We start from the raw sequence: 24,487 nt of genomic DNA, 5'->3' as shown, positions 1-24,487 counted from the left end.
TTTGGTAGCTTGGCCGCAATGCCCGGCAACCGAACGCGTTCGTGACGCGAAGAAGGACATCCCATGCAGCACACCGCATTCGCCAGCTCGGTCCTCGATGCGCCGATCGAACGGGTCTGGGCATTCTTCGACGACTTCGACGGACTGGACGCATTCCATCCGGCGATCCGCGAAAGCCGCCTCGAGGCGGGCCCGGACGCGCGCACGGTCGGCGCGATGCGGTATCTGACACTGACGGACGGATTCGTGCGCGAGCGACTGCTGAAGTTCGAGCCGGGCGAATTCGAATTCGAATACGCGATCATCGAGACCACGATGCCGGTGCGCGACTACATCGCGGGGGTGCGGCTGATCCCGGTCACCGACTCCGGCAAGACCTTCGCCCAATGGTGGGCCGACTTCACCACCGAGGGCGTGGCCCTGGCTCCGGTCGCCGCGTCGATCAGCGCGGACGTCTTCGCCGCGGGATTCCGCGCCATCGACGAACGGCTGCGCCGCGGCTGAATCCGGTGCGGCAGGATGAACCCATGGTTCGTCCCGCCGAGGAGGACCGGTCGCCATGGGCCGCGACGACCGGGGTCCTCAGTGATGCCGAGATCGCGGCCCTGTCGGAGTTTCAGCGCCGGGATCTGATCCGGCGGTTGCGGGAGCCGATCGAGCCGTTGCTGCCGCCGCCGGAGGTGGTGCGGTTGCATCGGCGGCTGCGGCTGACGCTCATGGTCGGCGGGACCCTCGCCATGATTCCGTGGCTGGTCTATCTGGGGCTGACGCTGCCCGCCGAGTATCACGCCCGGAACTGGTCGCTGGCCTGGATCGGCTTCGACATCGTGCTGGTGTTGATGATGGCGGCCACGGCCTATCTGGGCTGGCGCCGACGACTGCTGTTGCTCCTGCCCGCGTTCGGGACCGGACTACTGCTGCTCGTCGACGCCTGGTTCGACATCGTGACCGCCGACTCCGGGGATGTCTGGATCTCGGTCGGCACCGCCCTGCTCGCGGAGGTGCCGCTGGCGGTCCTACAGCTCAGCGGGGCGCTGATGCTGTTCCGGTTCGCCGTGCTGGCACATCCGCTGCACGATCGGTCGGTCAGCCCATGGCGGGCGCGACTGCCGTTCTGACCCGAGTGGGGTGCAGTTCCAGCGTGCAGCACTTCACGCTGCCACCGGCCTTCAGCAGTTCGGACAGATCGATACCGATCGGTTCGTAGTCGCGCTCGCGCAGCCGATCCGACAGATGGGTGGCGCGATCGCTGAGGAAGACGTGCTTGCCGTCGCACACACCGTTGAGACCCAGCACCACCGCGTCCTCCTCGCTGGCGATGATCGCGTCGGGATACAGCTGGGTCAGCAGGGCGGCACTCGCGCTGCTGAAGGCCGCCGGGTAGTAGGCGATCGTGTCGCCGAGCACCATGACCGCGGTGTCGAGGTGGTAGAAGCGGGGATCGACCAGCTCGAGCGTGATCACCGGCAGCCCGAAGAACCGTTCGACCTCCCGATGCGCCGCGGGCGAGCTGCGGAATCCGGTGCCCGCCAGGATCCGCTCACCCACGATCGCGAAATCACCCTCGCCCTCGTTGATTTCGGCCGCGGCGGCCACCTCGGCGAAGCCCTGTCCGGCCAGCCAGCGGTGATACGCCGGACCCTCGGCGACGCGCTCGGCATTGGCGAAGCGGGCCGACAGCGCCCGATCCCCGATCACCAGGCCGCCGTTGGCGGCGAAGACCATATCCGGCAGACCGGGCTCACCGGCGATCACCTCCACGGTGTGGCCGTGGCGTTCGAAGGTGGCGCGCAGGTTCTCCCACTGCGCCAGCGCGCGCTCGCGATCGACCGGGGTGGTCACATCCATCCAGGGATTGATCGCGTAATAGACGTCGAAGTGGTCGGGACGGCACATCAGGAAACGACGCGGCGTGGGCTGGCGAATACCGGCCGGTTCGGGCGCGGGCAGCGTGGCTACGGAGGTCAACGAGGCTCCCAGGTTCGGCGCTACAGGACTAGACACGAAGGTAAATGCCGTAGTGTTGCGCCAGGAACAACAATTCGTTGCGCAGATGACCTTGCAAGCGTCGAATCGTTGCGCCGTTCACGATAAATTCATCGCGGCGTGTGAGGAGCGCTACATGGACGATCTCGATCGGCGGATTCTCGCCCATCTCCTGCGCCAGGCCCGGGCGTCGTTCCAGGAGATCGGTGCGGCGGTCGGGCTGTCCGCGCCCGCGGTCAAGCGCCGGGTCGACAAGATGGTGGCGGGCGGGCAGATCACCGGCTTCACCGCCCAGGTGAATCCGGCCGCCCTGGGCTGGCGCACCGAGGCCTATGTCGAGGTCTACTACCGCGACAACATCTCCCCCGCCGAACTGCGGCGCGGCCTCGAACCGATTCCGCAGGTGGTCGGCGTGTGGACCATCGCGGGCGAGGCCGACGCGCTGGTGCATGTGATGGCCACCGATATGGCCGAGATCGAGTCGACCGTCGAGCGAATCCGGGAGAACGCGCGCGTCGGCCGCACCCGCAGCAGCATCGTCATGTCCCGCCTGCTGGAACGACCGCGAACCTGATCGCAGGCCCGTCGAAATCGCCCGCCGGGCGCACTTCTAGGGTGGACGCCATGTCCGACGTGCGCACCAGCTACCTCACCGACGGGGCCGAGATCTACCGGCGCTCGTTCGCGACGATTCGTGCCGAGGCCGATCTGGACCGCTTCCCCGCCGATGTCGCGCAGGTCGTGGTGCGCATGATTCATGCTTGCGGGCAGGTCGATCTCGCGGCCGAGGTGGATTTCAGCGCCGATGTCGTGGCGCGGGCGCGGGCGGCGCTGCGCGCGGGCGCGCCGATCCTGTGCGATGCGAACATGGTCGCCGCGGGCGTCACCCGCAAACGGCTGCCCGCGAACAACGAGGTCCGCTGCCTGCTCGCCGATCCGCGCGTGCCCGAGCTGGCCCGCACCCTGAACAACACCAGATCCGCCGCGGCGCTGGAACTCTGGCGCGACCGGCTGGCCGGTGCCGTGGTGGCGATCGGCAATGCGCCCACGGCGCTGTTCCACCTGCTCGACATGCTCGACGCGGGCGCGCCCCGGCCCGCCGCGGTGCTGGGCATTCCGGTCGGTTTCGTCGGTGCCGCCGAATCCAAGGACGCCCTGGCGCAATACGGCGGGATCGAGTACCTGACCGTGCGCGGACGCCGCGGCGGCAGCGCCATCACCGCGGCCGCGCTCAATGCGATTGCGAGCGAACAGGAATGAGCGGCAAACTCTGGGGAATCGGCCTGGGCCCGGGTGATCCGGAGCTGGTCACGGTCAAGGCGGCCCGCATCATCGGCGCGGCCGATGTCATCGCCTTCCACAGCGCCCGCCACGGCCGCAGCATTTCGCGCGGTATCGCCGCACCCTATATGCGGCCCGGGCAGCTCGAGGAGCATCTGATCTATCCGGTGACCACCGAGACCACCGATCATCCCGGCGGCTATCAGGGCGCGATCGAGGAGTTCTACGAGCGCGCGGCGGCGCGGCTGGCCGTCCATCTCGAGGCCGGGCGCTCGGTGGCGCTGCTGGCCGCGGGCGATCCGCTGTTCTACAGCTCCTACATGCATATGCACCGCCGCCTGGCCGACCGATTCGAGGCGGAGATCATCCCCGGCATCACCTCGGTCAGCGCCGCCGCGGCCGCGCTGGGCACCCCGCTGGTCGAGGGCGATCAGGTGCTGACCATCCTGCCCGGCACCATGCCCGCCGACGAACTCGCCGCCCGCCTCGCCGCCACCGACGCCGCCGCCGTGATGAAACTCGGCCGCACGTATCCGGGTGTGCGACAGGCCCTTTCCGAGGCGGGCCGCCTGGACGACGCCTACTACGTCGAACGCGCCAGCACCACCCGCCAGCGGGTGCTGCGCGCGGCCGACGTCGACGACGCGGAGGTGCCGTACTTCTCGATCACGCTGGTGCCCGGCCCGCGGCCGACCACACCGATTCCGCTGTCCGACCGGGCCGAACCGGCCGTACGGGTCGAATCGACCACGGCGACAACGGCGGCGGACGGCGGCGAAGTCGTCGTGGTCGGGCTGGGCCCCGGCGCGCCCGGCTGGACCACCCCCGAGGTGTCCCGGGCACTGGCCGAGGCGACCGATATCGTCGGCTACGCCACCTATGTGAACCGGGTGCCCGTCCGGCCCGGACAGCGGCGGCACGCCAGCGACAATCGGGTGGAGGCCGAACGAGCCGCCATGGCATTGGATCTGGCCAAGCGCGGGGCGCGGGTGGCGGTCGTCTCGTCCGGAGATCCGGGCGTATTCGCCATGGCCGCGGCCGTGGTGGAGGAATCGGCGGATCCGCGGTGGGCCGATGTTCCGGTGCGGGTGCTGCCCGGGGTGACCGCGGCCAGTGCCGTGGCCGCGCGCGTCGGCGCGCCGCTGGGGCACGACTTCGCGATGATCTCGCTGTCGGATCGGCTCAAGCCCTGGGACGCGGTCGTGCGGCGGTTGTCGGCGGTGGCCGCCGCGGATATGGCCATCGCGCTCTACAACCCGGCGTCCTCGCAGCGCACCTGGCAGGTCGCGGCCATGCGGGATCTGCTGCTCGAACATCGCAAACCCGATACGCCCGTCGTACTCGGCCGCGATGTCGGGGGGCCGACCGAATCGGTGCGGGTACTGACCCTCGCCGAGCTCGATCCGGCCGTGGTCGACATGCGCACGCTCGTCATCATCGGCGCGTCGACCACCGCCGCCTTCGAAACCTCCGGCGGTACAAGAGTATTCACCTCCCGCCGCTACCGGCCCGCGGACCCGCCACCACCCCTGCGTAGTTGAACAGCGAACCACCTGTAACATCCCACTGTGGGGCGTTGACTGGGAAGGGGTGGTGTCGGTGACCGACGGTGTCGCCAAGCGGGGGCTGAATTCGACAGCGGCCTCGCTGCTGGGTTTTCTGCACGAGGGCCCGATGTCGGGCTGGGATCTGGTGAATCTCGCCCAGGAGCGGATCGGCGACTTCTGGACGATCACGCAGAGCCAGGTCTACCGCGAACTGGCGACCATGGACAAGGCCGGTTTGGTCGCCAAGGGCGTGACCGGCGCGCGCGACCGGACGCCGTACCACCTCACCGAGGCGGGCCGGGAGGCGTTCGCGGAGTGGATCGCTCGCGATCCGGGCGCGGAGACCATCCGGGTGCCGCTGTTGCTGACGCTGTCGTTCGGCCAGTTCGTCGATCCGGATCGGCTCGACCGCATCATTGCCGCCAACCGCGAGGTCCATCAGCAGCGACTGTCCCGCTATCTGGCCGAGGAGCCCGCGCCCGAATCCCGCTATGAGCGGACCACGCTGGATTTCGGCATCCGCTACGAACGCGCGGTGCTGGAGTGGTTCGACCGGTTGCCCGCCCTGCTCGGGCGTCAGGTCGCCGATCACGCCTGAGCGGCGGCATCAGCTCAGCGCGCGCAGCCAATCCCACACCGCGGCAACGGACTCCACCTGCGACATGCCCGCCGGAACCGGCGGCCGGTCGATCATCACGACCGGTAGCCGCAGCGACCGGGCGGCGTCCAGTTTGGCGGTGGTGGCCGCGCCGCCGCTGTCCTTGGTGACGAGCACGTCGATCTCCCGCTCGGCCAGCAGCCGCCGTTCGTCGTGGACGGCGAACGGGCCACGGGCCAGCAGGATTTCGTGGTTCGGGGGCAGCGGGCCGGTCGGCGGATCGATCGCGCGGATCAGGAACCACGGACGGCTCAGACCCGCGAACGCCCCGACGCCCTGGCGTCCGATGCTCAGGAAGATCCGTTCGCCGAGCGTCGCAACGGTTTCGGCGGCCGCGGTCAGATCCGCGACCCGCACCCAGCGATCCCCCGGCTGCTCGCGATAACCGGGCCGACGCAGCTGAATCACCGGTAGCCCGAGGTCGGACGCGGCCTCGGCCGCATGCGCCGACATGGTGGCGGCGAACGGGTGGGTGGCATCGATCACCGCACCGATTCCATTGTCCACCAGCCAGTCCCGAAGCCCCACGACCCCACCGAAGCCGCCGACGCGCACCTCGCCCGCCGGGAGGACGGGCTCGCGAACACGACCGGCGAGCGAGGACACGATCTCGAATCCTCGCTCGCCGGTGGCTTTCTCGGCCAGCTCCCGGGCCTCCCGGGTGCCACCGAGGATCAGAATTCTCAGGGCTGCCCGCTGAAGTATGCCTGGCCCGCGGCCAGCAGCGACGGGCCGCCGGCCACCAGCAGGCCGATGACCGCACCCAGCAGCGCGCCGGGGATCGCGCCGATGCCGATGAAGAAGAGGCCGATCAGGCCGCCGATGACGGCACCGACCGCGGCGCCGAGCGAGGCTCGCTGCAACTCGTCGAAGAACCACTGCTGCGCCGAGATGTCCTTCACCGAGGCCACCGCCTCACCCTTCGGGGTGAGGGTCAGCCGGCTACCGTCCGCGTCGACCGCGGCGGCGATCTCGGCCGTCTTCCCGGCGTTCTGCACCGTCAGCGGGTAGTTCATCACCACCTGACCGGCGTCGTTGATCAGGGTCACCGCGTTGGCGCCGGTGTCGAGGGCGAACCTGCCGCCGGTCACCGTGGTGACGATGGACTTTCCGGCGTCGTCGATCCGAGTGGTGTAACCGACGCCCTGGTCCGCACCGTGCACCGCCGGCGCGGCCTGGGCCTGCACCTGATCGGTGCCCGGCTCGGCTACGCCGGGGGCCGCGGTGGCGGTGGCGGCGGTGATGCCGGTCGCCGCGGTGGCGATCAGGGCGGTCGCGGCGAACTTGCTGAATCTCATCTATCTCCCTATCGAGCAGTGCGCTCCGATCACGATCGGATTACGGGTTGCGACATTACCCGGTGGCCAATTGGCATTCATCATCTGCCGCAGGTTTTTTCGTCGATTCCATTCGAAATAATTTCATTCGAAATCATGACGGGTTTGACAACGGACCATTGAGTGACCGGCAGGTGCGGACGCCACGCGGTGAAGCCGCCGAGCGGTTCTCCCCGGTAGATCTGGAACTTGCGCAATTCCCCGCCGTGGGCGGCGGTCCAGGAGATCAGCAGGGCTTCCGATTCGGCTGTCACCGCATTCGCGACCAGTCGTCCGCCGGGACGCAATCGAGCCCAACAGATTTCGATGAGGCCCGGCTGGGTGAGCCCGCCGCCGAGGAAGATCGCATCGGGTGACGGCAGGTCGTCGGCCAGGGCGTTGGGGACCTCGCCTCGGACGCTGACGCCCGGCACACCCAATGCCGTTGCGTTGGCGGCGATCTGGTCGCGGCGTGGTTCGGATCGCTCGAAGGTGATCGCCCGGCAGGACGGATCGGTGCGGCACCATTCGATGGCGATGGTGCCCGATCCCCCGCCGATATCCCACAGCAGTTCGCCGGGGGCGGGGGCCAGGGCCGCGATCGAGAGGGCACGCACCTCCGCCTTGGTGAGCTGGCCGTCGCCGGTGTAGACCGTATCCGGCAGGCCGGGCAGGCGGGTCAGCCGCGGCGCGCTCGGCTCGGCCACACAGTCGACCGCGACGATGTTCAGCCGATCGCCGGTCGGCTCGGACCACGTGTCCGCCCGCCCTGTCACCAGCCGTTCGGCCGGACCACCCAACTGTTCCAGGACGGTCAGCGCGGAGGAACCGAAACCATTGTGCGACAACAGCACCGCCAGCTGAGCGGGAGTCTTCTCATCCGCCGACAGCACCAGCACCCGCCGCCGGTCGCCCAGTTCCGGCAGCACCGTCTCGAGCGGCCGCCCCACCGCACTCACCACGGGCGTATCCGCCAACCCCCACCCGAGTCGCGCACAGGCCAGCGACGCCGACGACGGCTGCGGGAACACCCGCAATGCCCGCGCGCCGACCAAGTTCGCCAACGTCACCCCGATCCCATAGAACATCGGATCCCCACTCGCCAACACCCCGACCCGCGAACCTCGGTGCGCCTCGAGCAGCCCCGGCAAGGCGGGCACCAACGGTGACGGCCACACCACTCGCTCACCCCGCGCCACATCCCCCGGCACCAGCCCGAGCTGCCGCCGCGACCCGAACAACACCTCCGACTCGGCAACCGCTCGCCGAGCCGCCCCACCCAGCCCATCCCACCCGTCGGCCCCGATCCCGACGACAGCAATCGGCCGGGCCCGCGGCCACTCGATCCCCAGCGGGCCCGTCAACTCGGCCCTCCGATCCGCCTCCCCTGACGGCCAGGGAGAAATCGCCACAGGTCGAAGTGGTTCGCCACCATCGTCATTCCGGCCTCCCAAGCCACCACTTCCATGGTTCCGGCGGGTTCTTGGCCGGAATCGCGGGGCGGCAATGGTTTTCCGGTCGCAGTGGGGCCGCACCATCCGAGCGCCGCCGGTATCGTCCGCAGGCCATCTTGTGGCACAACGATATTCCTCATCGGGGCAGCCGTCGCCAGATCGCTTGCGGGACGAAGCGGGCGATCGTGTAGAGCGGGCGCAGGATGCCCGGGACCCAGATGCGGGTGGAGCGGCGGCGCAGGCCGGTGACGACGGCGGTGGCGACCCGGTCCGGAGTGACCGAGAACGGAGCGGGGTCCATGCCCTGGGTCATGTGGCCGATGACGAAACCGGGGCGGACCAGGAGGAGGTGAACGCCGGTGCCGTGCAAGGCATCCGACAGGCCGCTCGCGAAACCGTCGAGACCCGCCTTCGCCGAACCGTACACATAGTTCGCGCGGCGCACCCGTACTCCCGCCACCGAGCTGAACACCGCGATCTGGCCGCTGCCCTGGGCGCGCAACAGATTCGCCAACACGGTCAGGACGGAGGCCTGGGCCACGAAATCGGTGTGCAGCACGGCCACCGCGGCGGCGGGGTCGCGTTCGGCGCGCGCCTGATCCCCGAGCACTCCGAAGGCCAGGACCACCACCCCGATCCGGCCGTGGTCGGCGACCAGCTTCTCCAGCAGCGGCTGGTGGCTCGCCAGATCGTCGGCGTCGAATTCCACCGGGTGCACGGCGGTGGCGCCGGCGCGCTCCAGGCGCGCCTGCTCCTCGGCCAGGTCCGAACTGCGTCGCGCGGCCAGGATCACCTCCCGCCCCGGGGCCAACCGCTGCGCGATCTCCAGACCCATTTCACTGCGCCCGCCCAGCAGCAGGATCGCACCCTCGTCCACCTCGCGTCCTCGCATGGCCCACAGTCTGCCATTCCCGGCCCATTGCTACCGTCACTGGAATGACGAGCACCGACACCGGTTTCGAACTCTCCCCCGCGGCCCTCGAGTTCGTCGCCGAGCGGCATCTGGCGACGCTGACGACGCTGCGGTCCGACGGCACACCGCATGTGGTCGCCGTGGGTTTCACCTGGGACGCCGAGGCTCGCACGGCCCGTGTGATCACCTCGGCTCACATGGTGAAGGTCCGCAATGTGCTCCGCCGCGGCTACGCCGCCATCAGCCAGGTCGACGGACGTCGCTGGCTCACCCTCGAGGGCCCGGCGGAGGTCCTCACCGACGCGGCGGAGGTCGCCGAGGCCGAGCGCCGCTACGCTCAGCGCTACCGCACGCCTCGCGAGAACCCCCACCGCGTGGTCATCGCCGTCCGCCCGACTCGCCTGCTCTCCAGCAGCACCCTGCGCGCCTGAGGGTTGCGCTTCCACCCGGAACTGTCCGGATCACGATGAGATAACTCGTATACACCCGAATACTCGGGGCGCGGCGAGCCGACGGGAGACGGGGGTCGCGGCGGTTCGGCCGTTCTACACGCGACGATTTCGCACCGATCGCTCCAACCAGGGGTTGCCCACCGCCGGTCGGGGGTTATGAGGGGTTTCCGCACAACTATCGCACTGATAGACAACATCGACGAGAAGAGGAGCGGCAACGGCCGCGGGGGTGCGGGATAGGCATGTTGGTGCCATCCGGCCGACGTACGGCCGCAACTCCTCAGGTGCGATACGAGGAGTGATCCGTGTCGACTGGTGACCCGCTGGGCGATCTGGAAACAACGGTCGGACTGTGTCCCGGGCAAGGCGCGTATTTCGGCGGCTGCCTCGACGATCTGCGAACCGACCCCGGCGGCGCGGCGGCGATTGCGGCCGTCGAGGACGTCACCACACGTATGCTCGGCCGCAGTCTGCTTGCGACCGTGACCCGCCAACCCGCGCCGACGGCCGAGGCCCTGCTCGACGAGGCTCCGGACATGCTGCAGGTGGCGGTCTTCGCGGCCTCGGTCGCCGTCTTCGATTCGCTTGCCCGGCAAGGTTTTCGACCGACCGTCCTGCTCGGTCACAGCCTCGGCGAGATCGCGGCCCTGGTGTGCTCGGGCGCGCTCGACGTCACCGAGGGTGCGCAGATCCTCTGTCATCGGATCATGGTGCTGCGCGAGCAGGATACGAGCGGCGGCCGGATGCTGGCGCTGTCCTGCGCGCGAGACCGCGCCGAGCAGATTGTGGGCCTGCTGCCCGCCTCCGGCATCACCATCGCGGCCGACAACGGTTCGGCGCAGACCACATTGTCGGGGTCGGCCGAGGCGCTGCGACGGGTGGAACAGGTCGCCGACGCCGTCGGCGTGCCGGCGACCACGCTGCGCTCGCCGCATCCGTTCCACAGTCCGCTGCTGCACGCGGCACGGCAGGCGCTCGCCGAACGCCTCGGCGGCTATCGCCTGCGCGGACCGCACACCCCGGTGTTCTCACCGATCCTCGGTCGGTACTACCGCGGCACCGACGATCCCGGCGAGCTGCTGGCGTCACATCTGGTGCTGCCGGTCCAGTTCGGCCCGGCGGTCGATCGGCTGTACCGGTCGGGCGCGCGAATCTGGATCGAGCTCGGTGCCGGCGCCGTCCTGACCACCCTCGTGCGCACGAGGTATCCGGAGATCAAGGCGCTCACTCCGCTGACGCGTTCCCGCACCGCCATCACGGAAGCGGCGGACTATCTGCGTGGAGACCACGAGGCGACGCCGCGGTCGCCGTCGACATCGGATCGGGTCGAGCGCGCGGAGACGCCCTCGAGCAACGGCAGCCGGCCCGCCCCGCCCGGACCCGCCGCACCGCCGCCGACGCCGACGCCGGCGGCGGCGGCGGCGAACGGCTTGACCCGGGCGGATATCACCGCGCGCGTTCGCACGCTCTACGCGCAGACGTTGGAGTACCCCGAGGAGGTCTTCGACGACGACGCCGAACTCGAGGCCGACCTGGGCATCGATTCGGTCAAACAGACCGAGATGATGCGCCGGGTCGGCGATCTGTTCGAGCTCGGCCCGCCGCCGGACGATCTGCGGGTGGTGGACTACCGCACCTTCGGCAACGTCGTCGACTTCGTCGGCAAGTCATTGGCCTCGAGATGAACGCGGCAGACGACTTCCGGGACCGAGTCGCCCTGGTCACCGGAGGCGCCGGCAGCGTCGGTCAGCGGATCGTTCGCAGACTCGCCGCCGCCGGCGCCACCGTCATCATCAACTGCTTCCACTCTTACGACGCGGCGAAAGCCCTTGCCGCGGAACTGGTTCGAGACGGTCACCGCTGTGGGGTGCTGCGTGCCTCGGTCGCCAAACAGAACCAGGTCGAGCGCATGTTCCACCAGCTCGAGGACGACTACGGCCGGCTCGACGTGCTGGTGAACAACGCCGCGACCGGCGTGTTCGCGGGCTGGGACGAACTGACCGAACAGCATCTCGACCAGGCGTTCGCGACCAACGTCAAGGGCGCACTCTGGTGTGCGCGAGCCGCTCGTCCACTGCTGGCCCGATCCGAGGTCGGCTGCATCGTCAACGTGTCCTCGATCGGGGCCGGCACCGCACCCGCGAACTACGTGGGGGTGGGTGTCTCCAAGGCCGGGCTCGAGGCGCTGACCAGATATCTGGCGGCCGAGTTCGCCGCCGACGGCATCCGCGTCAATACCGCGTCGGCCGGACTGATCGACAACCCCGTCGGCCGGATGTTCCCCGACTTCGAATCGATGGGTGCGAATACCCGGGCGGCGACTCCGCTCGGCCGCCTCGCCGTCCCCGACGACCTCGCCAATGTGGTGATGCTGCTCGCCTCACCCGCCGCCGGCTGGATCACCGGACAGACGCTGCTGGCCGACGGCGGACTGTCACTGCAGCGCAGCGTGATGGCGCCGACCACCGCGCGGCCCGCGGCGACGGTCTCCGATCCGGTCGAAATACCACGCGGGGCAGATGATTCCGATCCGATCGCGGTGGTCGGTATGGGCCTCGCGGTGCCGGGGGCCTCCGATCCCGCCGAGTTCTGGTCGTTGCTGACCGACGGTGCGGAACTGTTCGTCGAGGTCCCCGCCGACCGCTGGCCCGTCGACAGCTTCCATGATCCCGACCCGACCGCCGCGGACAAGAACTACCAGCGGCGCTCGGGATTCCTCACCGCATTGCGGCCACATCCGGCACTCGCCGCCGAGGGTGTCGACGAGCGATCCGATTTCACCGAACTATGGTTGCGGCACAGCATATTTCAGGCACTCGACGGTGTCGTGCGAACGCCCGGAGACAGGGTCACCGCCTGCTTCGGGTACACGCCGGACGGCAGCCAGCACCTGGAGGAGACCCTCGTCCGCGCCGAACTCGCAGCGATGCTCGCCTCGACCGGCCGGATGAGCCATCTGAGCGACGAGGTAGCGAATCTGCTCGACGGCGCCCTGCCGCACGGCCGCGTCGACGGCGAAAGCCCCTTGCCGTACGCGATCGGCAGGCGCGCCATCGCCGGCGTGCTACCCGAGGACACCCGGCTGTTCATGGTCGATACGGCGTGCTCGTCGTCGCTCTACTCGATCGATCTGGGCCTGCGCGATCTGTTGGCCGACCGTGCCGACATCGCCGTCTGCGGCGGCGCCTTCGCGCTCGCGCCGAGCGGTTCGGTGCTGTTCTCCAAACTGGGCGGACTCTCGCGCACCGGGGAGCTGCGCGCGCTGGATCGCGACGCCGACGGCGTCCTGTTCTCCGATGGCGCCGGAGCCGTTGTGCTGAAACGACTCTCGCGTGCGCGGGCGGATGGTGATCGGGTGCTCGGGCTCATCGCCGGGGTCGGCCTGTCCGCCGATGGGAAGGGCCGGGCGATCTACGCACCGGCCCGGGCCGGACAGGAACTCGCCACCTCCCGGGCGCTGCGCAAATCCGGGGTGGGCGCCGCCGAAGTGGATTGGGTGATCGCCCACGCGACCGGAACCCCGGCCGGTGACGAGGTGGAGTTCGACGGTCTGCGCACCATGTACGGCGGTTCGGATACGGTGCCGGTGACCTCCAACAAATCGCTGATCGGCCACACCGGGTGGGCGGCCGGGGTGGTGTCGGTGATCCATGCCCTGCTGGCGCTGCGGCACGACCTCATCCCGGCCCAGTACCGGTTCACCGCGGCCCCGGACCGCTTCCGACTCGCCTCGACGAACCTGACGATCCCGACCGCACCGATGCCGTTTCCGCGGCGCGACGACCGCCCGCGCACCGTCGCGGTGTCCGGATTCGGATTCGGCGGCACCAACGCCCACCTGCTCGTACAGGAGCACCGCCCGGACCTGTCCCCGCGCTGCGGATACGGCGGTGCGCCCCACCGCGCGCCGCTGGTGGTGGTCGGCCGGTCGGCACAGGTCGGCGGCGTCGAGCCCGACGGCATCGCAGAGTGGGCCGCCCGGCCCCGCGGCGGTCGCCACACCTTCGGGCCGCACTATCCGAGCCCGCCGTTCCCACACCTGCGGATACCGCCCGCGACCGTCCGCGCCACCGACCGCACCCAGTTGATGATCGTCGAATGCATGCGGCGCCTGGACCCGCGCATCCACGACTACTGTCGTCGCCACCGCGAATCGGTCGGAGTCGTGGTGGGGCATACCGGTCCGACCCGTAACGCGGTCCTGTACGCGCTGCGTGCCTACGGCGACGAACTGATGCGCGCGGCGGCCTCGAGCACGGACCCCGAGGCGCTGGTCGCGTTGGTGAAACAGGTGCGGGAGGATGTGAACGAGCGGATCGCGGCGCCCACCGAGGACTCCTTCCCCGGAGAGATGCCCAACGTCATCGCCGCCCGCCTGTGCAACTACTTCGACCTGTGCGGCCTGAGCATTACGGTCGACGGCGGAAATGCCTCTCTCGCGGACGCTTTCGACGTCGCCGCGCGATATCTCGAGTTCGGCGACATCGAACTGGCACTGGTCGCCGGGGTCAACGGCAACAGCCTCGAATGCTTGCGACGGCTGCTCTCCGACCGGCTCCCCCACGCCGACGCGGACATCGGCGAGGGCGCTTTCCTGTTCGCGGTCACCGATCGCCACACCGCCGAGCGGGAGAACCTGCCGATCCTCGCGGAACTGGAGCAGATCCGATGACCACATTTCTCGGCGCGGACGGCGGACGCGAACTCATCGCCTGGCTGACCGGCCCGGCGAAGGAACTCGCCATCGAATTGCGGGCCGACGCCGCCATCGCCGCCCGCACGCTTCGTCTGCGCCGCCCGACCCGGGCGGATTCCGACCAGGAGCATGCCGAAACGACGGTACCGGAGCAGCGGCTGCTGGACCGCCATGTTCTCGTGCGTGCCGAACGCCCGCTGCACCCGACCGGGCCTGCCGCACAACCGATCCCGGCCGACGCGCTCGTGTTGACGAACTCCACGGCGGCACTGGCCGCCCTCCCCATGCCGCCGTCCGCGCTCGCGGTCGTGACGGGCGCCGACGATGCGGACTTCGACTCCGCGTTGGCGGAGATCCGCGCGCGGCGCCCGCGGCATATCCGGGTGATCGTCGAGTGCACCGACGGTCGGCTGCACACCGCGCACTGGTCCGAGCCCGTCCGGGCATTGTTGCGGCTGCACGAGTTCACCTTTCTCGCGGCTCGCGCCGCCAGCGAATGGTTCGACGCCGGGCCCGGCGATTGCTCGCTGCTGGTCACCGTGCTGGACGGAATCGGCCGCCCCTTCACCGGACTGTTCACCGGATTCGTGAAAAGCCTTGCGCTGGAGATGGCTTCGGTTCCGATCATCGCCACCGTGCACGACGACGCGGCGGTCGCCGCCGCCCTCGACCTCGGCGCGCGTGAACTGGCCGCCGAGCAGTTGCTGCCAGTCGTCTACTACGAACGCGGCCGTCGCACGACACCGCGGGCGCGACGTCGCGCCGCCACGCCCGGTGGGCCGAGGCTGACCTCGAACTCGGTCGTGCTGGCGGCCGGTGGCGCGCGAGGGATCGGAGCGCCGCTACTCGACGCGCTGGCGCAGCGGTATCGGTGCCGGATCGTCGTTCTCGGCCGAACCGCATTGGGGGACAACGCACCCGAGGAGGATCGTGCGCAGTTCATCCGGAGGGTGACCGGCGGTCCGGATCGGGTGTCGGTCGCGGAGGCCAGCGCGCGATTCGACCGGCTGCAGGACGCGCGCGCGATTCAGGGCACCCTGTCGGCATTGGAGAGCCGGTGCGGCCCGGGCCGGGTCGAATACCGGCGGTGCGACCTGCGCGACCCCGACGACGTGCGCACCGTCGTCGCGTCCGTACTCGCCGACCACGGACGGGTCGACCTGCTGCTCAACATCGCCGGCACCAACCGCGCCGCCGCCATCGCGACCAAGACGAGGGCGGACTTCCGCACCGTGCGCGACCTGAAGGTGCACACCTACCTCAATCTCCGCGACGCCTTCGGGGCCGAGCCGCCGCGGCGCTGGTGCAACTTCGGCTCGTTCGTCGGATTCACCGGCCAGATCGGCGAAACCGACTACGCGTCGGCGAACGACTTTCTCTACACCGCCGCCGAAAGCGCGGACGGTGACGAGTTCACCATCGGTTGGACCCTGTGGCGTGACATCGGGCTCGGCTCGACGCCGATCATGCGTGACTTCCTGGAGAAGCGCGGTCAGTTCACCGCCATGCCCACCGCCGAGGGCATCGCCCATTTCCTGGCGGAACTCGAGGCGGCGGAGCCCGCCCCGGCGACGGTGTTGTTCGGTGACAGGGAACGCGCCGCCATCACCGCCGCGATACCCGGATACCTGCCGTTCTGCGAGAACGGTGACGACGGACCGCCGGCGCCGTCACTGCCGTATGTCGATGCCGTGCGGCGGCTGTCCCCGACCGAGCTCATCGTCACCCGCAGCTTCGATCTCGCGCGCGACGGCTATCTGGCGATGCATCTGGTCGACGGCTATCCGACCCTGCCGGGGACGTTCGTTCCCGAACTCGCCGCCGAGGCCGCCGTCACGCTGGTGCCCGACCGCATACCAGTCGTGTTCGAAGATCTGCGGCTCGAATCGTTCCTGCGCGTGTACGGCCCGCAACGCCCGCAATCCAAGCGGATGCACGCCGAACTGTGCCGCCACGACGAGGTCGAGTCGGTCGTGGCGGTCCGGGTCTTCGGCGACGTCGTATCGCCCGGGGGCACCGTTCTGGTCGAGGACAAACTGCATTTCTCGGTGCGGGTACGGCTGCGCGACACCCCGACCCCGTCACCGCGCTGGGACCACTGGGACGAGAACGGGAGTGAGCCCATACTCGATCCCTATCATGTGCCGGATTCGCCGGTCCTGTTGCGCGAGGTATTCGAATCGACCACCGACACCAGGCTGCATCCGGTCGGCCGGCGAGGACGGCTGAACCTCGACGCCGAGGCGGTGCGCCGCTGGTTTCCCGACCTGCTCGTGCCGTCGGTGCTCCTGGACGGGCTGGTCCGGGTCGGGGTGCTGGAGAAGGTGTCCGGGCGGTGGATACCGGTGGCGGTGCCCCGGTACATCCGGCGCATCGATATCTACGGACGGCATACAGACCTCTCGCTCGCCGAATCCGCGCGCCCGGTGCAGCTGTACGTAACGCCGGTCGACCTGAATCTGGAGGACGATCCGCCGGACAATCGCGCGCTTGCCGTCGCCGCCGACGGCGCCGTGCTGCTGCAGGTCAAAGACATCCTGGGCACCATCGTCGGCTATGTCGACCGGGCGACCGGCGGGTACATCGATCGTCGGCGCTTCGATCGCGAATACGCCTCGGAGAACAGAACATAGGAGAGTCCAATGGCCACCCACCTCAGGAAGAACGCCGGTTCCTGCCCGGTGACCGGGGCCGAGACCGCGGCCTGTCCACTGCCGAAGGGCCCGAAGGGATTACCGCTGATCGGTGTCGCCCCCCGCTACCTGAAAAACCAGCTCGGATTCACCCTCGACACCCAGCAGACCTACGGCCCCCTCGTCCCGGTGCCGATGCCGGTTCCGTTCGTTCAGGTCACCGAGCCGTCGGCCATCGAGCACGTGCTGCGGACCAATCCCGACAACTACCGCCGCGGAGTGCTCTACAAAGGGTTCTTCGGTCCCATGGGTACCGGCCTGCTCACCCTCGACGATCAGCAGTGGCGCCCGCACCGCAAGGTGGTGCAGCCCGGTTTCGCACCGGCGCGCGTGCACGAACACGCCGCCGAGGCGGTGCCAGCGAATCAGGACATGTTGCGCCGGTGGGAGCGGTTGGCCCACGACGGCCGCCCGGTGGACGTGGCACCCGACCTGATGAACATTACGGCACGGGTGGTCGGTGAGGCGCTGGTGAGCCGGGACCTGTCCGAACCGGGTCTCGGCTACTCGGAAGCGGCGGCGATCGCATCGAAGGTGATGTACACGGCGACCATCCACGGTGTGAACGAGATGATCCCGACCCGGATTCCGACCAGGTACAACCAGGAGAAGAACCGGTCGGAGCGGGTTTTGCGCGGCATCGTCGAGCGGGTGCTGGACCGGCGCCGCACCGGGGAACTCGGTAACGACGTCGCCACGCTGCTGCTGCGGTCCGACCTGTCCGACGAATCCATCATCGCGAATCTGCGGACGCTGCTGCTGGCAGGTACCGATACGACCGGACAGGCGCTGTGCTGGACCCTCTACGAATTGGCCCGCCACCCGCAGGTGCGGCGGGAGGTGGAGGAGGAGGTCGACCGTGTTCTCACCGGCCGCCCGCCGAGGCCCGACCAGCTCGACGACCTCGTCCTCACCCGGTCGGTGGTCGAGGAGGCGCTGCGCCTGTACCCGCCGGTGTGGCAGATCCCGCGCGACAGCGTGGACGAGGACGAACTGGCGGGCTACCGGTTGCCGCCGAATACGACCGTGCTGCTCAGCATGTACGGCACGCACCGCTCACCCGAGCACTGGCGCGACCCGGAGGCGTTCGACCCCAGTCGTTTTCGCGACGGGTGCGACGCCGGGCGGCACCGGTTCGCGTACTTCCCGTTCGGTGGTGGCCGGCGGCTGTGCATCGGCAAATCGTTGGCGATGGCGACCGCGATCACGACGATCGCCATGGTCGCTCAGCGCTTCCGGCTCCGGTTGGTCGGCGGCGGGCAATTCCGTTTCGGCACCTACATCACGCTTTTCCCGCGGGACGGCCTGCGGGTCGTTCTGGAGGAACGGGTGTGAGCGGCAGCGGTGGTCCGGGCGAGCGAAACCGCGGCGGCGAGTGCGGTGCGGTCCGCCCGCATCGCACCGCCTTCGATACCGATTCGTTCGTCCGCCCTCTCCTGCGGTTCGAATGGGAACCGGTCCCGGCCCCGCGTGCACCGGGTGACCGCACCACCTGGCCGCGGCGAAATCTGCTGGTCCTCGGCGAGAACAGCGAACTGGTGGCGGGCCTGGCGCGGGTGCTGCGGGCGACCGGAGCCGACGTCGACGAGTGCTCACCGGATACTCGACCCGCTCGCACGAACTGGGACGGCATCGTCGACCTGAACGTGACGGGCGTGCCCTACCGGTTGGAGGGTGTCCCCTGGCAGGCCGCCCTGGCGCGCACGACCCGGATGCTGCAGCACCGCTATCCCGACTGGAGCATCGACACCAGGGCCGACCACTGCTGGTATCTGGTCGTCACCGAACTCGGCGGCCGGATGGCATACGACGATTCCGCACCGCCGCAACCACTCGGCGGCATCTGGGCGGGGCTTGCCAAGTCGCTGCCTCGGGAGCTGCCGAACGTCGCGGTCAAGGTGCTCGACGTGGACCGGTCCGATCCGGATGTGCTCGGCGCCTGGGTGATCGAGGAGACGACGTCGTGGGATCTATACGAGATCGGCTATCGCGACGGCGTCCGATATGCGCTGACGGCTCGTCGGCGGGAGGTCGGGCCACCGCGGTTCGATCTGACCGGCGACGATCTCGTCCTGATCTCGGGAGGTGCGCGCGGGGTCGGCTTCGCGCTCGCTCGCGGCCTGGCCGAGACCACCGGCTGCCGGGTCGTGGTGACCGGACGCAGCAGACTGCCCGTGGACGAGCCGTGGCTGTCGACGGACGAGGACGACCATCGGCGCCGATGCCGCCGACGCATCGCCGCCTGCCGAACGCCGACCGAGCTGCGCGACGCGCGTGCCGCCGAGCGCCGCGAGGTCGAGCTACGCATGGTGCACGCGAATCTGGAAACCGCGGCCGCGGCGGGACTTCGCATCGACTACATACCGTGCGATGTCGCCGACCCCGACCAGGTGGCCGCACTCTTCGCTCGGCTGCCCGCGCCGACGGTGATCGTGCACAATGCGGGCGTCGACAAGCCGAAACGGCTGGATCACAAGGACCCGGGCGAGGTCGTGCACACCGTCCACGTCAAGGCGGCCGGATTCGCGAACCTCGTTCGTGCGGTCTTGGCCCATCCCGATCGCCGTGCGACGCTGCGCGTGTTCTGCAACGTCGGCTCGCTCGCCGGCCGGATGAGCGGAATGATCGGACAGCTCGACTACGCCGCGGGTAACGAGGCGCTCGCGCGGCTCGGGTCGTGGGCGCGCAACACTCACGGTCTGCCGGTGCAGACGATCTGCTGGCCGACATGGGAGCGGCTCGGCGTCATCGCCAACTACGACGCCGCGGTCCGATATGTGTCGACGGTCGACCCGGCGGACGGCGTGCGCCGGTGGATAGCCGAGATTCGCGCGGGCACGACACGGGAAGTGATGTTCATCGGCCAGGTCGGCACCGCGCTGGTTCCCAGCCAGCTGCGTGGATTCTGGTTGTTCACCGGGCATCCGGATCTGCCGAGGCTGCATGCGCTGGCGTTCTTTCTCGGTCGCGTCGTCGACTTCGAGCCGTTCCGCCAGATTCGCAGCGTGGTCGGATATCGGGCCGGACACCATCCCTGCCTCGCCGAGTTCCGCGTGGCGGAGCGCCCGGCGCTGCCGGTCTCGGTGCTGTTGGAACAGATGTGCTCGGTCGCCGACTGGGTCGTGCCGGAGGGATGGCCACCGCAGCATCTGGCCGATATACGCGACATCGTCGTCGACTTGTCCGAGCTGATCCTCGAACCGGGCCGCCAGACCCGGTTCACCACCCACGCGACCGGCGCCCGGACCGACGACGCCTGGGTGGTCACGGTGCGCGTGGAAACCGACCGCGGCGCGCGCGTCGGCTCCGCGCGGCTGCGATATCTGACCGATCCGCCCGAGCTGGCGCCCGTGCGGCACACCGAAACCGAGAATGTCTCGGCCACAACCGATCTCGACAGCGGTGGCCGCTCCCCGTGGACGGGTCTGCTCTTCGAGCGACCCCGCTGGGTCCACCGACAGGGCTGGTACGAGACGCCGTTGCCAGCCCTGTCGGGTGCGGATCTGTGGACCACCCCCTACCCACCGCAACACGGGATCGCGCCCGCCGCGATCGAGGCGGCGATTCGCTCGGTGCACGGCGCGCCGGAGGGCGAACTGCGCATTCAGCGGATCGTGGCGGCCCCCGGGGCGCAGCAGGTGGACCACTTGCGGATGTCGGCCGCGCGGCAGCTGTGGACAGGTGAGCGAGACGGTGAGACGGTGCTGCGTATCGACCGCATCACCGTCGATCGAACCGGATAGCGGGCGGCACCGACCCTCAGACCACCGTCAACCCGTGTGGGCGGCGGTTCATCGACTCGCAGCCGTCTTCGGTCACCACCACGATGTCCTCGATGCGGGCGCCCCATTCACCGCGGAAGTAGATGCCGGGCTCGATGCTGAAGGCCATACCCGGTTCCAGGACGATGTCGTTGCCCTCGACGATATAGGGCTCCTCGTGCACCGACAGGCCGATGCCGTGGCCGGTGCGGTGGATGAAGTACTCGCCCAAACCCGCCTCGCGCAGCATGTTTCGGGCCGCCGCGTCGACCGCTTCCGCGGTGACGCCGGGGCGCACCGCGGCGACCGCGGCGGCCTGGGCGCGCTCGAGTTCGGCGAAGCGCGCGGCGATCTCGGCGTCCGGCTCGCCGACCGCGTAGGTCCGGGTGGAGTCGGAGTAGTAGCCGGGTTCGACCGGGCCGCCGATATCGACCACCACCACATCCCCGGCCTCGATGCGGCGTTCGGACACCTCGTGGTGCGGATCGGCGCCGTTGGGACCGCTGCCGACGATGACGAAGGACGCCTCGGTATGGCCCTCCTCGACGATCGCGGCGGCGATATCGGCGGCTACCTCGGCCTCGGTGCGGCCGGGGCGCAGCCATTCGCCCACCCGGGCGTGCACCCTGTCGATGGCCGCACCCGCCCGGCGCAGCGCGTCGATCTCGGTGGCGTCCTTACTCATTCGCAGCTGCCGCAGCACCGTGGTGGCCGAGACCGGCAGCGTCGTGAGCGCCTCGGCGACCGGCAGCAGATGCAGCGCGGGCATGGCGTCGTCGACCGCCACGCGCGCGCCCGCGTTCAGGGCCGATTTCACCACTCGGTACGGATCGACGCCGTCGGTCCAGTCCAGAATCTGCAGGCCCAGTTCCCCGGCCGCCGAGCCGGCCAGCGAGGCCAGCTCCAGCTTCGGGATCACCACCGACGGCGTCTGCCCGCTCGCCGGGATCACCAGGCAGGTCAGCCGCTCGAAAGACTGGGCGCGCGAACCGATCAGGTACCGCAGATCCGGTCCCGGCGTCACCAGCAACGCGTCGAGGTGGGCGGCGCGGGTCAACTCCGCCGCCCGTTCCAACCGCTTGCCGTAGACCTCCGCCGGGAACCGTGACTCCGTATGCGCACTCATGGCCCCGACGTTACTAGCCCGCCGGAGACCGCTCGTCCCGATTCCTGCGCGGCGGGCGGGGCGGCCCTGTCACCCCTACCCTGTAGCGTCTGGACCCATGAGCACACCTGCCGCCGGACCGCTGCTGCTGCTCGACGGGGCCAGCCTGTGGTTCCGGGCCTTCCACGCGATCCCGGAGAAGATCACCGCGCCGGACGGGCGGCCCGTGAACGCGCTGCGCGGCTTCACCGACATGGTGGCGGCGCTGATCACGCGGCATGCGCCGAGCCGATTGGTGGTGTGCCTGGATCTGGACTGGCGGCCGCGGTTCCGGGTGGAGCTGGTGCCGTCGTACAAGGCGCACCGGCTCGACGAGGCCGCCGGCGCCGAGCCCGGCGCGGAGGTCGTGCCCGATACCCTCACCCCGCAGGTGGACATGATTCTGGAGGTGCTCGAGGCGGCCGGGATCGCCACGGCCGGTTCCGAGGGTTTGGAGGCCGACGATGTCATCGGCACGCTGGCCACCCGCGAGCGCACCGACGAGGTGATCGTGGTCAGCGGCGACCGCGATCTGCTGCAACTGGTGCGCGACGAACCCGCCCCGCCGGTCCGGGTGTTCTATGTCGGCCGCGGCTTGGCCAAGGCCGAACTCTACGGCCCCGCCGAGGTGGCCGCGAAATACGGTGTCCCGCAACGCAATGCCGGCCCCGCCTATGCCGATATGGCCACCCTGCGCGGTGACGCCTCCGACGGCCTGCCCGGTGTGCCCGGCATCGGCGACAAATCCGCCGCCACCCTCATCTCCCGCTTCGGCAGTCTCGACGCCCTGATCGCCGCCGTGCACGATCCCGATTCCGATCTGGCCCGCGGCGTCCGCGCCAAACTCGCCGCCGCCGACGACTACCTGAAGGCCGCCGCCCCCGTCGTCCAGGTTGTCCGCGACGCCCCCATCGTTTTCTCCGGCCCCGATCCGCTCCCCACCACCCCCGCCCACCCCGACCGCCTGCACACCCTCGCCACCACCTACAACGCCGAAAGCCCCGTCAAGCGCCTCGTCACCGCCATGTCCGCCCGCACCCCCTGACCCGCACGGAAAGGTCTGCCCGATGGCCGATCCCCACGCGCCGGACCACCTCGCCGAACTCGCCGCCGAACGCGAGGACGCCGACGAGCTTCGCCAACTCGCCGCCGAGGGAAATTCCGACGCGACAGATCTACTCGCCGAGCTCGCTACTGAGCGCGGAGATGCCGACGAGCTCCGCCGACTGGCAGCCACAGGCAACGCCGACGCGACCGACCACCTCGTCCAACTCGCCGCCGAACGCGGCAACACCGACGAACTCCAACGACTCGCCGACCAGGGCAACCCCGACGCGAGCGACCATCTCGTCGAGCTCGCCATCGAACGCGGTGACGTCGACGAGCTCCGACGACTCGCCGACCAAGGCAACCCCGACGCGAGCGACCATCTCGTCGAGCTCGCCATCGAACGCGGTGACGTCGACGAGCTCCGACGACTCGCCGACCAAGGCAACTCCGACGCGAGCGATCTGCTCGTCGAGCTCGCGACCGAACGCGAGGACCTCGCCGAGCTGCGGCGGCTCGCCGCGGCGGGAAATCGCGATGCTCGGGACGTGCTGAGCGAAATGGACGAGCGCTGAGGGCGATTCGTTCAGCGCGCTGAATCGTCTCGGCGAGTGCGGGGTTCGTTTCTCGAATGAGGTACCGCCTGCTTCACCCCCGCCCGGGCGAGATGGTCCGAGGCGCGGGGCGATTCGCGGCAGGCGCGGCGCGTCCGCCGAACGGCCGGCGCACGAGCGGGGCGCGGCGTTCGGCGGTGCGAGCTCAGTTCGGGCGGCCCACCTCGTAGGTGCCGTCGTCCTTGGTGATTTTGACGGTGACCTTCTTGGCCTCGCCGCCGACCTTCAGCGAGCAGTCGAAGGTCTTACCGACCTCGACCTTCTGGCCGGAGGGGCAGCTGACGTCCTGGACGTCGTCGATGCCGTAGGAATCCTTGAGGACCTTCTGGACGCCGTCCTGCACGGCCTTGTTGTCGAGCTTGTCGCTGCCGAGCAGGACCACGGCGAGCACGACCGCCACGACGATCACGACCACCGCGGCGCCGAGGGCGATGAACAGGCCCTTCTTCGACTTCCGCGGACCGGCCGGGGTCAGCTGCTGCTGGTCCCACGGCTGCTGCGGCTGGCCCCACTGCTGCTGGGGCTGACCCCACTGCTGCTGCGGGGGCTGCTGACCCCACTGCGACTGCTGGGTCGGCTCCCACGCCTGCTGCGGCGGGTGCTGCGGCCACGACGGCTGGCTCTGTCCCCACTGCGGCGTCGGCGCGGGTGTCCAGCCGTGCTGCTGCGGCTGCCCCCACTGCTGCTGCGGGGGCTGCTGACCCCAGTGCTGAGTGGGACCGGCCGATCCGGGGGGCTGCTGCCCTCCCCACTGCTGGGTCGGATCGTCGTTGCGTCCCTCCCCTGGACCAGGGGTGTCGTTCGGTCCGTACGGGCCGCTCATTGCCTGCCTCCACTCGCGCTCGTCGTACACACTCTCGCCCCCCGCGTGAGGTTCACCGGTCCCTCACCACGGTCGGTACACGAAAGCATCCAATCACAGACG

At 69.6% G+C, this 24,487-nt stretch carries 21 protein-coding genes; 14 read left to right on the top strand and 7 right to left on the bottom strand.

What is annotated here, in order from left to right:
• The first annotated feature begins 63 nt into the window (after window positions 1-63).
• Window positions 64-504 (top strand): SRPBCC family protein, encoded by a 441-nt coding sequence (locus tag NDR87_RS15780; protein WP_251913698.1) that lies wholly within the window; start codon window positions 64-66, stop codon window positions 502-504.
• A 23-nt stretch (window positions 505-527) separates the two neighbouring features.
• Complete coding sequence (locus NDR87_RS15775; protein ID WP_251913699.1) at window positions 528-1,118, top strand: hypothetical protein; 591 nt, start codon at window positions 528-530, stop codon at window positions 1,116-1,118.
• On the opposite strand, the gene ddaH is transcribed toward NDR87_RS15775, so the two are convergent.
• Complete coding sequence (gene ddaH, locus NDR87_RS15770; RefSeq protein ID WP_251913700.1) at window positions 1,087-1,968, bottom strand: dimethylargininase; 882 nt, start codon at window positions 1,966-1,968, stop codon at window positions 1,087-1,089. The genes NDR87_RS15775 and ddaH overlap by 32 nt on opposite strands.
• Before the next feature lie 154 nt (window positions 1,969-2,122).
• Between ddaH and NDR87_RS15765 the strand changes: the two genes are divergently transcribed.
• The 4 genes from NDR87_RS15765 to NDR87_RS15750 all read left to right on the top strand — a co-directional run bounded on the left by NDR87_RS15765 (window position 2,123) and on the right by NDR87_RS15750 (window position 5,412).
• A complete protein-coding gene (locus NDR87_RS15765; RefSeq protein ID WP_251913701.1) occupies window positions 2,123-2,560 on the top strand; it encodes an Lrp/AsnC family transcriptional regulator in 438 nt (145 codons plus the stop codon).
• A gap of 50 nt (window positions 2,561-2,610) precedes the next feature.
• On the top strand, window positions 2,611-3,246 hold the full coding sequence (locus tag NDR87_RS15760) for a precorrin-8X methylmutase (protein ID WP_251913702.1): 636 nt from the start codon (window positions 2,611-2,613) through the stop codon (window positions 3,244-3,246).
• The gene (locus NDR87_RS15755; RefSeq protein WP_251913703.1) at window positions 3,243-4,808 is read left to right on the top strand and encodes a precorrin-2 C(20)-methyltransferase; all 1,566 of its coding nucleotides are present in this window, start codon (window positions 3,243-3,245) and stop codon (window positions 4,806-4,808) included. The genes NDR87_RS15760 and NDR87_RS15755 overlap by 4 nt, the downstream gene beginning before the upstream one ends.
• A gap of 133 nt (window positions 4,809-4,941) precedes the next feature.
• On the top strand, window positions 4,942-5,412 hold the full coding sequence (locus NDR87_RS15750) for a PadR family transcriptional regulator (protein WP_372494195.1): 471 nt from the start codon (window positions 4,942-4,944) through the stop codon (window positions 5,410-5,412).
• Between the two features lie 9 nt (window positions 5,413-5,421).
• On the opposite strand, the gene NDR87_RS15745 is transcribed toward NDR87_RS15750, so the two are convergent.
• The 4 genes from NDR87_RS15745 to NDR87_RS15730 form a co-directional block, all read right to left on the bottom strand.
• Window positions 5,422-6,177, bottom strand: coding sequence for a cobalt-precorrin-6A reductase (locus NDR87_RS15745; RefSeq protein ID WP_372494196.1), 756 nt, complete (start codon window positions 6,175-6,177; stop codon window positions 5,422-5,424).
• Entirely contained in the window at window positions 6,156-6,770 is a 615-nt protein-coding gene (locus tag NDR87_RS15740) for a DUF456 domain-containing protein (RefSeq protein ID WP_251913705.1), read from the bottom strand. Before NDR87_RS15740 ends, NDR87_RS15745 begins: the two co-directional genes overlap by 22 nt.
• A gap of 80 nt (window positions 6,771-6,850) precedes the next feature.
• Window positions 6,851-8,152 (bottom strand): precorrin-6y C5,15-methyltransferase (decarboxylating) subunit CbiE, encoded by a 1,302-nt coding sequence (gene cbiE / locus NDR87_RS15735; protein ID WP_251913706.1) that lies wholly within the window; start codon window positions 8,150-8,152, stop codon window positions 6,851-6,853.
• 226 nt (window positions 8,153-8,378) lie between these two features.
• Entirely contained in the window at window positions 8,379-9,134 is a 756-nt protein-coding gene (locus tag NDR87_RS15730) for an SDR family NAD(P)-dependent oxidoreductase (protein ID WP_251913707.1), read from the bottom strand.
• A gap of 44 nt (window positions 9,135-9,178) precedes the next feature.
• Between NDR87_RS15730 and NDR87_RS15725 the strand changes: the two genes are divergently transcribed.
• From NDR87_RS15725 to NDR87_RS15700, 6 genes are all read left to right on the top strand, one after another.
• Window positions 9,179-9,586 carry a PPOX class F420-dependent oxidoreductase gene (locus NDR87_RS15725; RefSeq protein WP_251913708.1) on the top strand — a complete coding sequence of 136 codons (408 nt, stop codon included), beginning with the start codon at window positions 9,179-9,181 and terminating at the stop codon, window positions 9,584-9,586.
• Window positions 9,587-9,912: 326 nt separating this feature from the next.
• Window positions 9,913-11,292, top strand: coding sequence for an acyltransferase domain-containing protein (locus tag NDR87_RS15720; protein WP_251913709.1), 1,380 nt, complete (start codon window positions 9,913-9,915; stop codon window positions 11,290-11,292).
• Complete coding sequence (locus NDR87_RS15715; RefSeq protein WP_251913710.1) at window positions 11,289-14,279, top strand: SDR family oxidoreductase; 2,991 nt, start codon at window positions 11,289-11,291, stop codon at window positions 14,277-14,279. Before NDR87_RS15720 ends, NDR87_RS15715 begins: the two co-directional genes overlap by 4 nt.
• A complete protein-coding gene (locus tag NDR87_RS15710) occupies window positions 14,276-16,936 on the top strand; it encodes an SDR family NAD(P)-dependent oxidoreductase (protein ID WP_251913711.1) in 2,661 nt (886 codons plus the stop codon). Before NDR87_RS15715 ends, NDR87_RS15710 begins: the two co-directional genes overlap by 4 nt.
• A gap of 9 nt (window positions 16,937-16,945) precedes the next feature.
• Entirely contained in the window at window positions 16,946-18,331 is a 1,386-nt protein-coding gene (locus NDR87_RS15705; protein WP_251913712.1) for a cytochrome P450, read from the top strand.
• Window positions 18,328-20,739 (top strand): SDR family NAD(P)-dependent oxidoreductase, encoded by a 2,412-nt coding sequence (locus NDR87_RS15700; RefSeq protein WP_251913713.1) that lies wholly within the window; start codon window positions 18,328-18,330, stop codon window positions 20,737-20,739. Before NDR87_RS15705 ends, NDR87_RS15700 begins: the two co-directional genes overlap by 4 nt.
• Window positions 20,740-20,755: 16 nt before the next feature.
• Here the strand turns inward: NDR87_RS15700 and NDR87_RS15695 are convergent, their stop codons facing one another.
• Window positions 20,756-21,883, bottom strand: coding sequence for a Xaa-Pro peptidase family protein (locus tag NDR87_RS15695; RefSeq protein ID WP_251913714.1), 1,128 nt, complete (start codon window positions 21,881-21,883; stop codon window positions 20,756-20,758).
• Between the two features lie 97 nt (window positions 21,884-21,980).
• On the opposite strand from NDR87_RS15695, the gene NDR87_RS15690 reads away from it, so the two are divergent.
• Both NDR87_RS15690 and NDR87_RS15685 read left to right on the top strand, forming a co-directional pair.
• Window positions 21,981-22,946 (top strand): 5'-3' exonuclease, encoded by a 966-nt coding sequence (locus NDR87_RS15690; protein WP_251913715.1) that lies wholly within the window; start codon window positions 21,981-21,983, stop codon window positions 22,944-22,946.
• A 22-nt stretch (window positions 22,947-22,968) separates the two neighbouring features.
• The gene (locus tag NDR87_RS15685; protein WP_251913716.1) at window positions 22,969-23,523 is read left to right on the top strand and encodes a hypothetical protein; all 555 of its coding nucleotides are present in this window, start codon (window positions 22,969-22,971) and stop codon (window positions 23,521-23,523) included.
• Window positions 23,524-23,707: 184 nt separating this feature from the next.
• Here NDR87_RS15685 and NDR87_RS15680 read toward each other — a convergent pair whose 3' ends face one another.
• Window positions 23,708-24,385, bottom strand: a complete 678-nt coding sequence (locus NDR87_RS15680) for a DUF4333 domain-containing protein (RefSeq protein WP_251913717.1) — start codon at window positions 24,383-24,385, stop codon at window positions 23,708-23,710.
• Window positions 24,386-24,487 lie beyond the last annotated feature (102 nt).

This window comes from Nocardia sp. CDC159 (assembly GCF_023740735.1).
GTDB lineage: Bacteria > Actinomycetota > Actinomycetes > Mycobacteriales > Mycobacteriaceae > Nocardia > Nocardia pulmonis.
Note: the sequence above shows the minus strand (reverse complement) of the source record. Positions and strands in the feature narration are given on the sequence as shown.

Coding starts and splice junctions, on each gene's coding strand:
- NDR87_RS15685 (WP_251913716.1), top strand. CDS start 22,969: ATGGCCGATCCCCACGCGCCGGACCACCTCGCCGAACTCGCCGCCGAA.
- NDR87_RS15740 (WP_251913705.1), bottom strand. CDS start 6,770: ATGAGATTCAGCAAGTTCGCCGCGACCGCCCTGATCGCCACCGCGGCG.
- NDR87_RS15750 (WP_372494195.1), top strand. CDS start 4,942: ATGTCGGGCTGGGATCTGGTGAATCTCGCCCAGGAGCGGATCGGCGAC.
- NDR87_RS15775 (WP_251913699.1), top strand. CDS start 528: ATGGTTCGTCCCGCCGAGGAGGACCGGTCGCCATGGGCCGCGACGACC.
- NDR87_RS15725 (WP_251913708.1), top strand. CDS start 9,179: ATGACGAGCACCGACACCGGTTTCGAACTCTCCCCCGCGGCCCTCGAG.
- NDR87_RS15710 (WP_251913711.1), top strand. CDS start 14,276: ATGACCACATTTCTCGGCGCGGACGGCGGACGCGAACTCATCGCCTGG.
- NDR87_RS15765 (WP_251913701.1), top strand. CDS start 2,123: ATGGACGATCTCGATCGGCGGATTCTCGCCCATCTCCTGCGCCAGGCC.
- NDR87_RS15680 (WP_251913717.1), bottom strand. CDS start 24,385: ATGAGCGGCCCGTACGGACCGAACGACACCCCTGGTCCAGGGGAGGGA.
- NDR87_RS15780 (WP_251913698.1), top strand. CDS start 64: ATGCAGCACACCGCATTCGCCAGCTCGGTCCTCGATGCGCCGATCGAA.
- NDR87_RS15730 (WP_251913707.1), bottom strand. CDS start 9,134: ATGCGAGGACGCGAGGTGGACGAGGGTGCGATCCTGCTGCTGGGCGGG.
- NDR87_RS15695 (WP_251913714.1), bottom strand. CDS start 21,883: ATGAGTGCGCATACGGAGTCACGGTTCCCGGCGGAGGTCTACGGCAAG.
- NDR87_RS15760 (WP_251913702.1), top strand. CDS start 2,611: ATGTCCGACGTGCGCACCAGCTACCTCACCGACGGGGCCGAGATCTAC.
- NDR87_RS15715 (WP_251913710.1), top strand. CDS start 11,289: ATGAACGCGGCAGACGACTTCCGGGACCGAGTCGCCCTGGTCACCGGA.
- NDR87_RS15755 (WP_251913703.1), top strand. CDS start 3,243: ATGAGCGGCAAACTCTGGGGAATCGGCCTGGGCCCGGGTGATCCGGAG.
- NDR87_RS15705 (WP_251913712.1), top strand. CDS start 16,946: ATGGCCACCCACCTCAGGAAGAACGCCGGTTCCTGCCCGGTGACCGGG.
- NDR87_RS15690 (WP_251913715.1), top strand. CDS start 21,981: ATGAGCACACCTGCCGCCGGACCGCTGCTGCTGCTCGACGGGGCCAGC.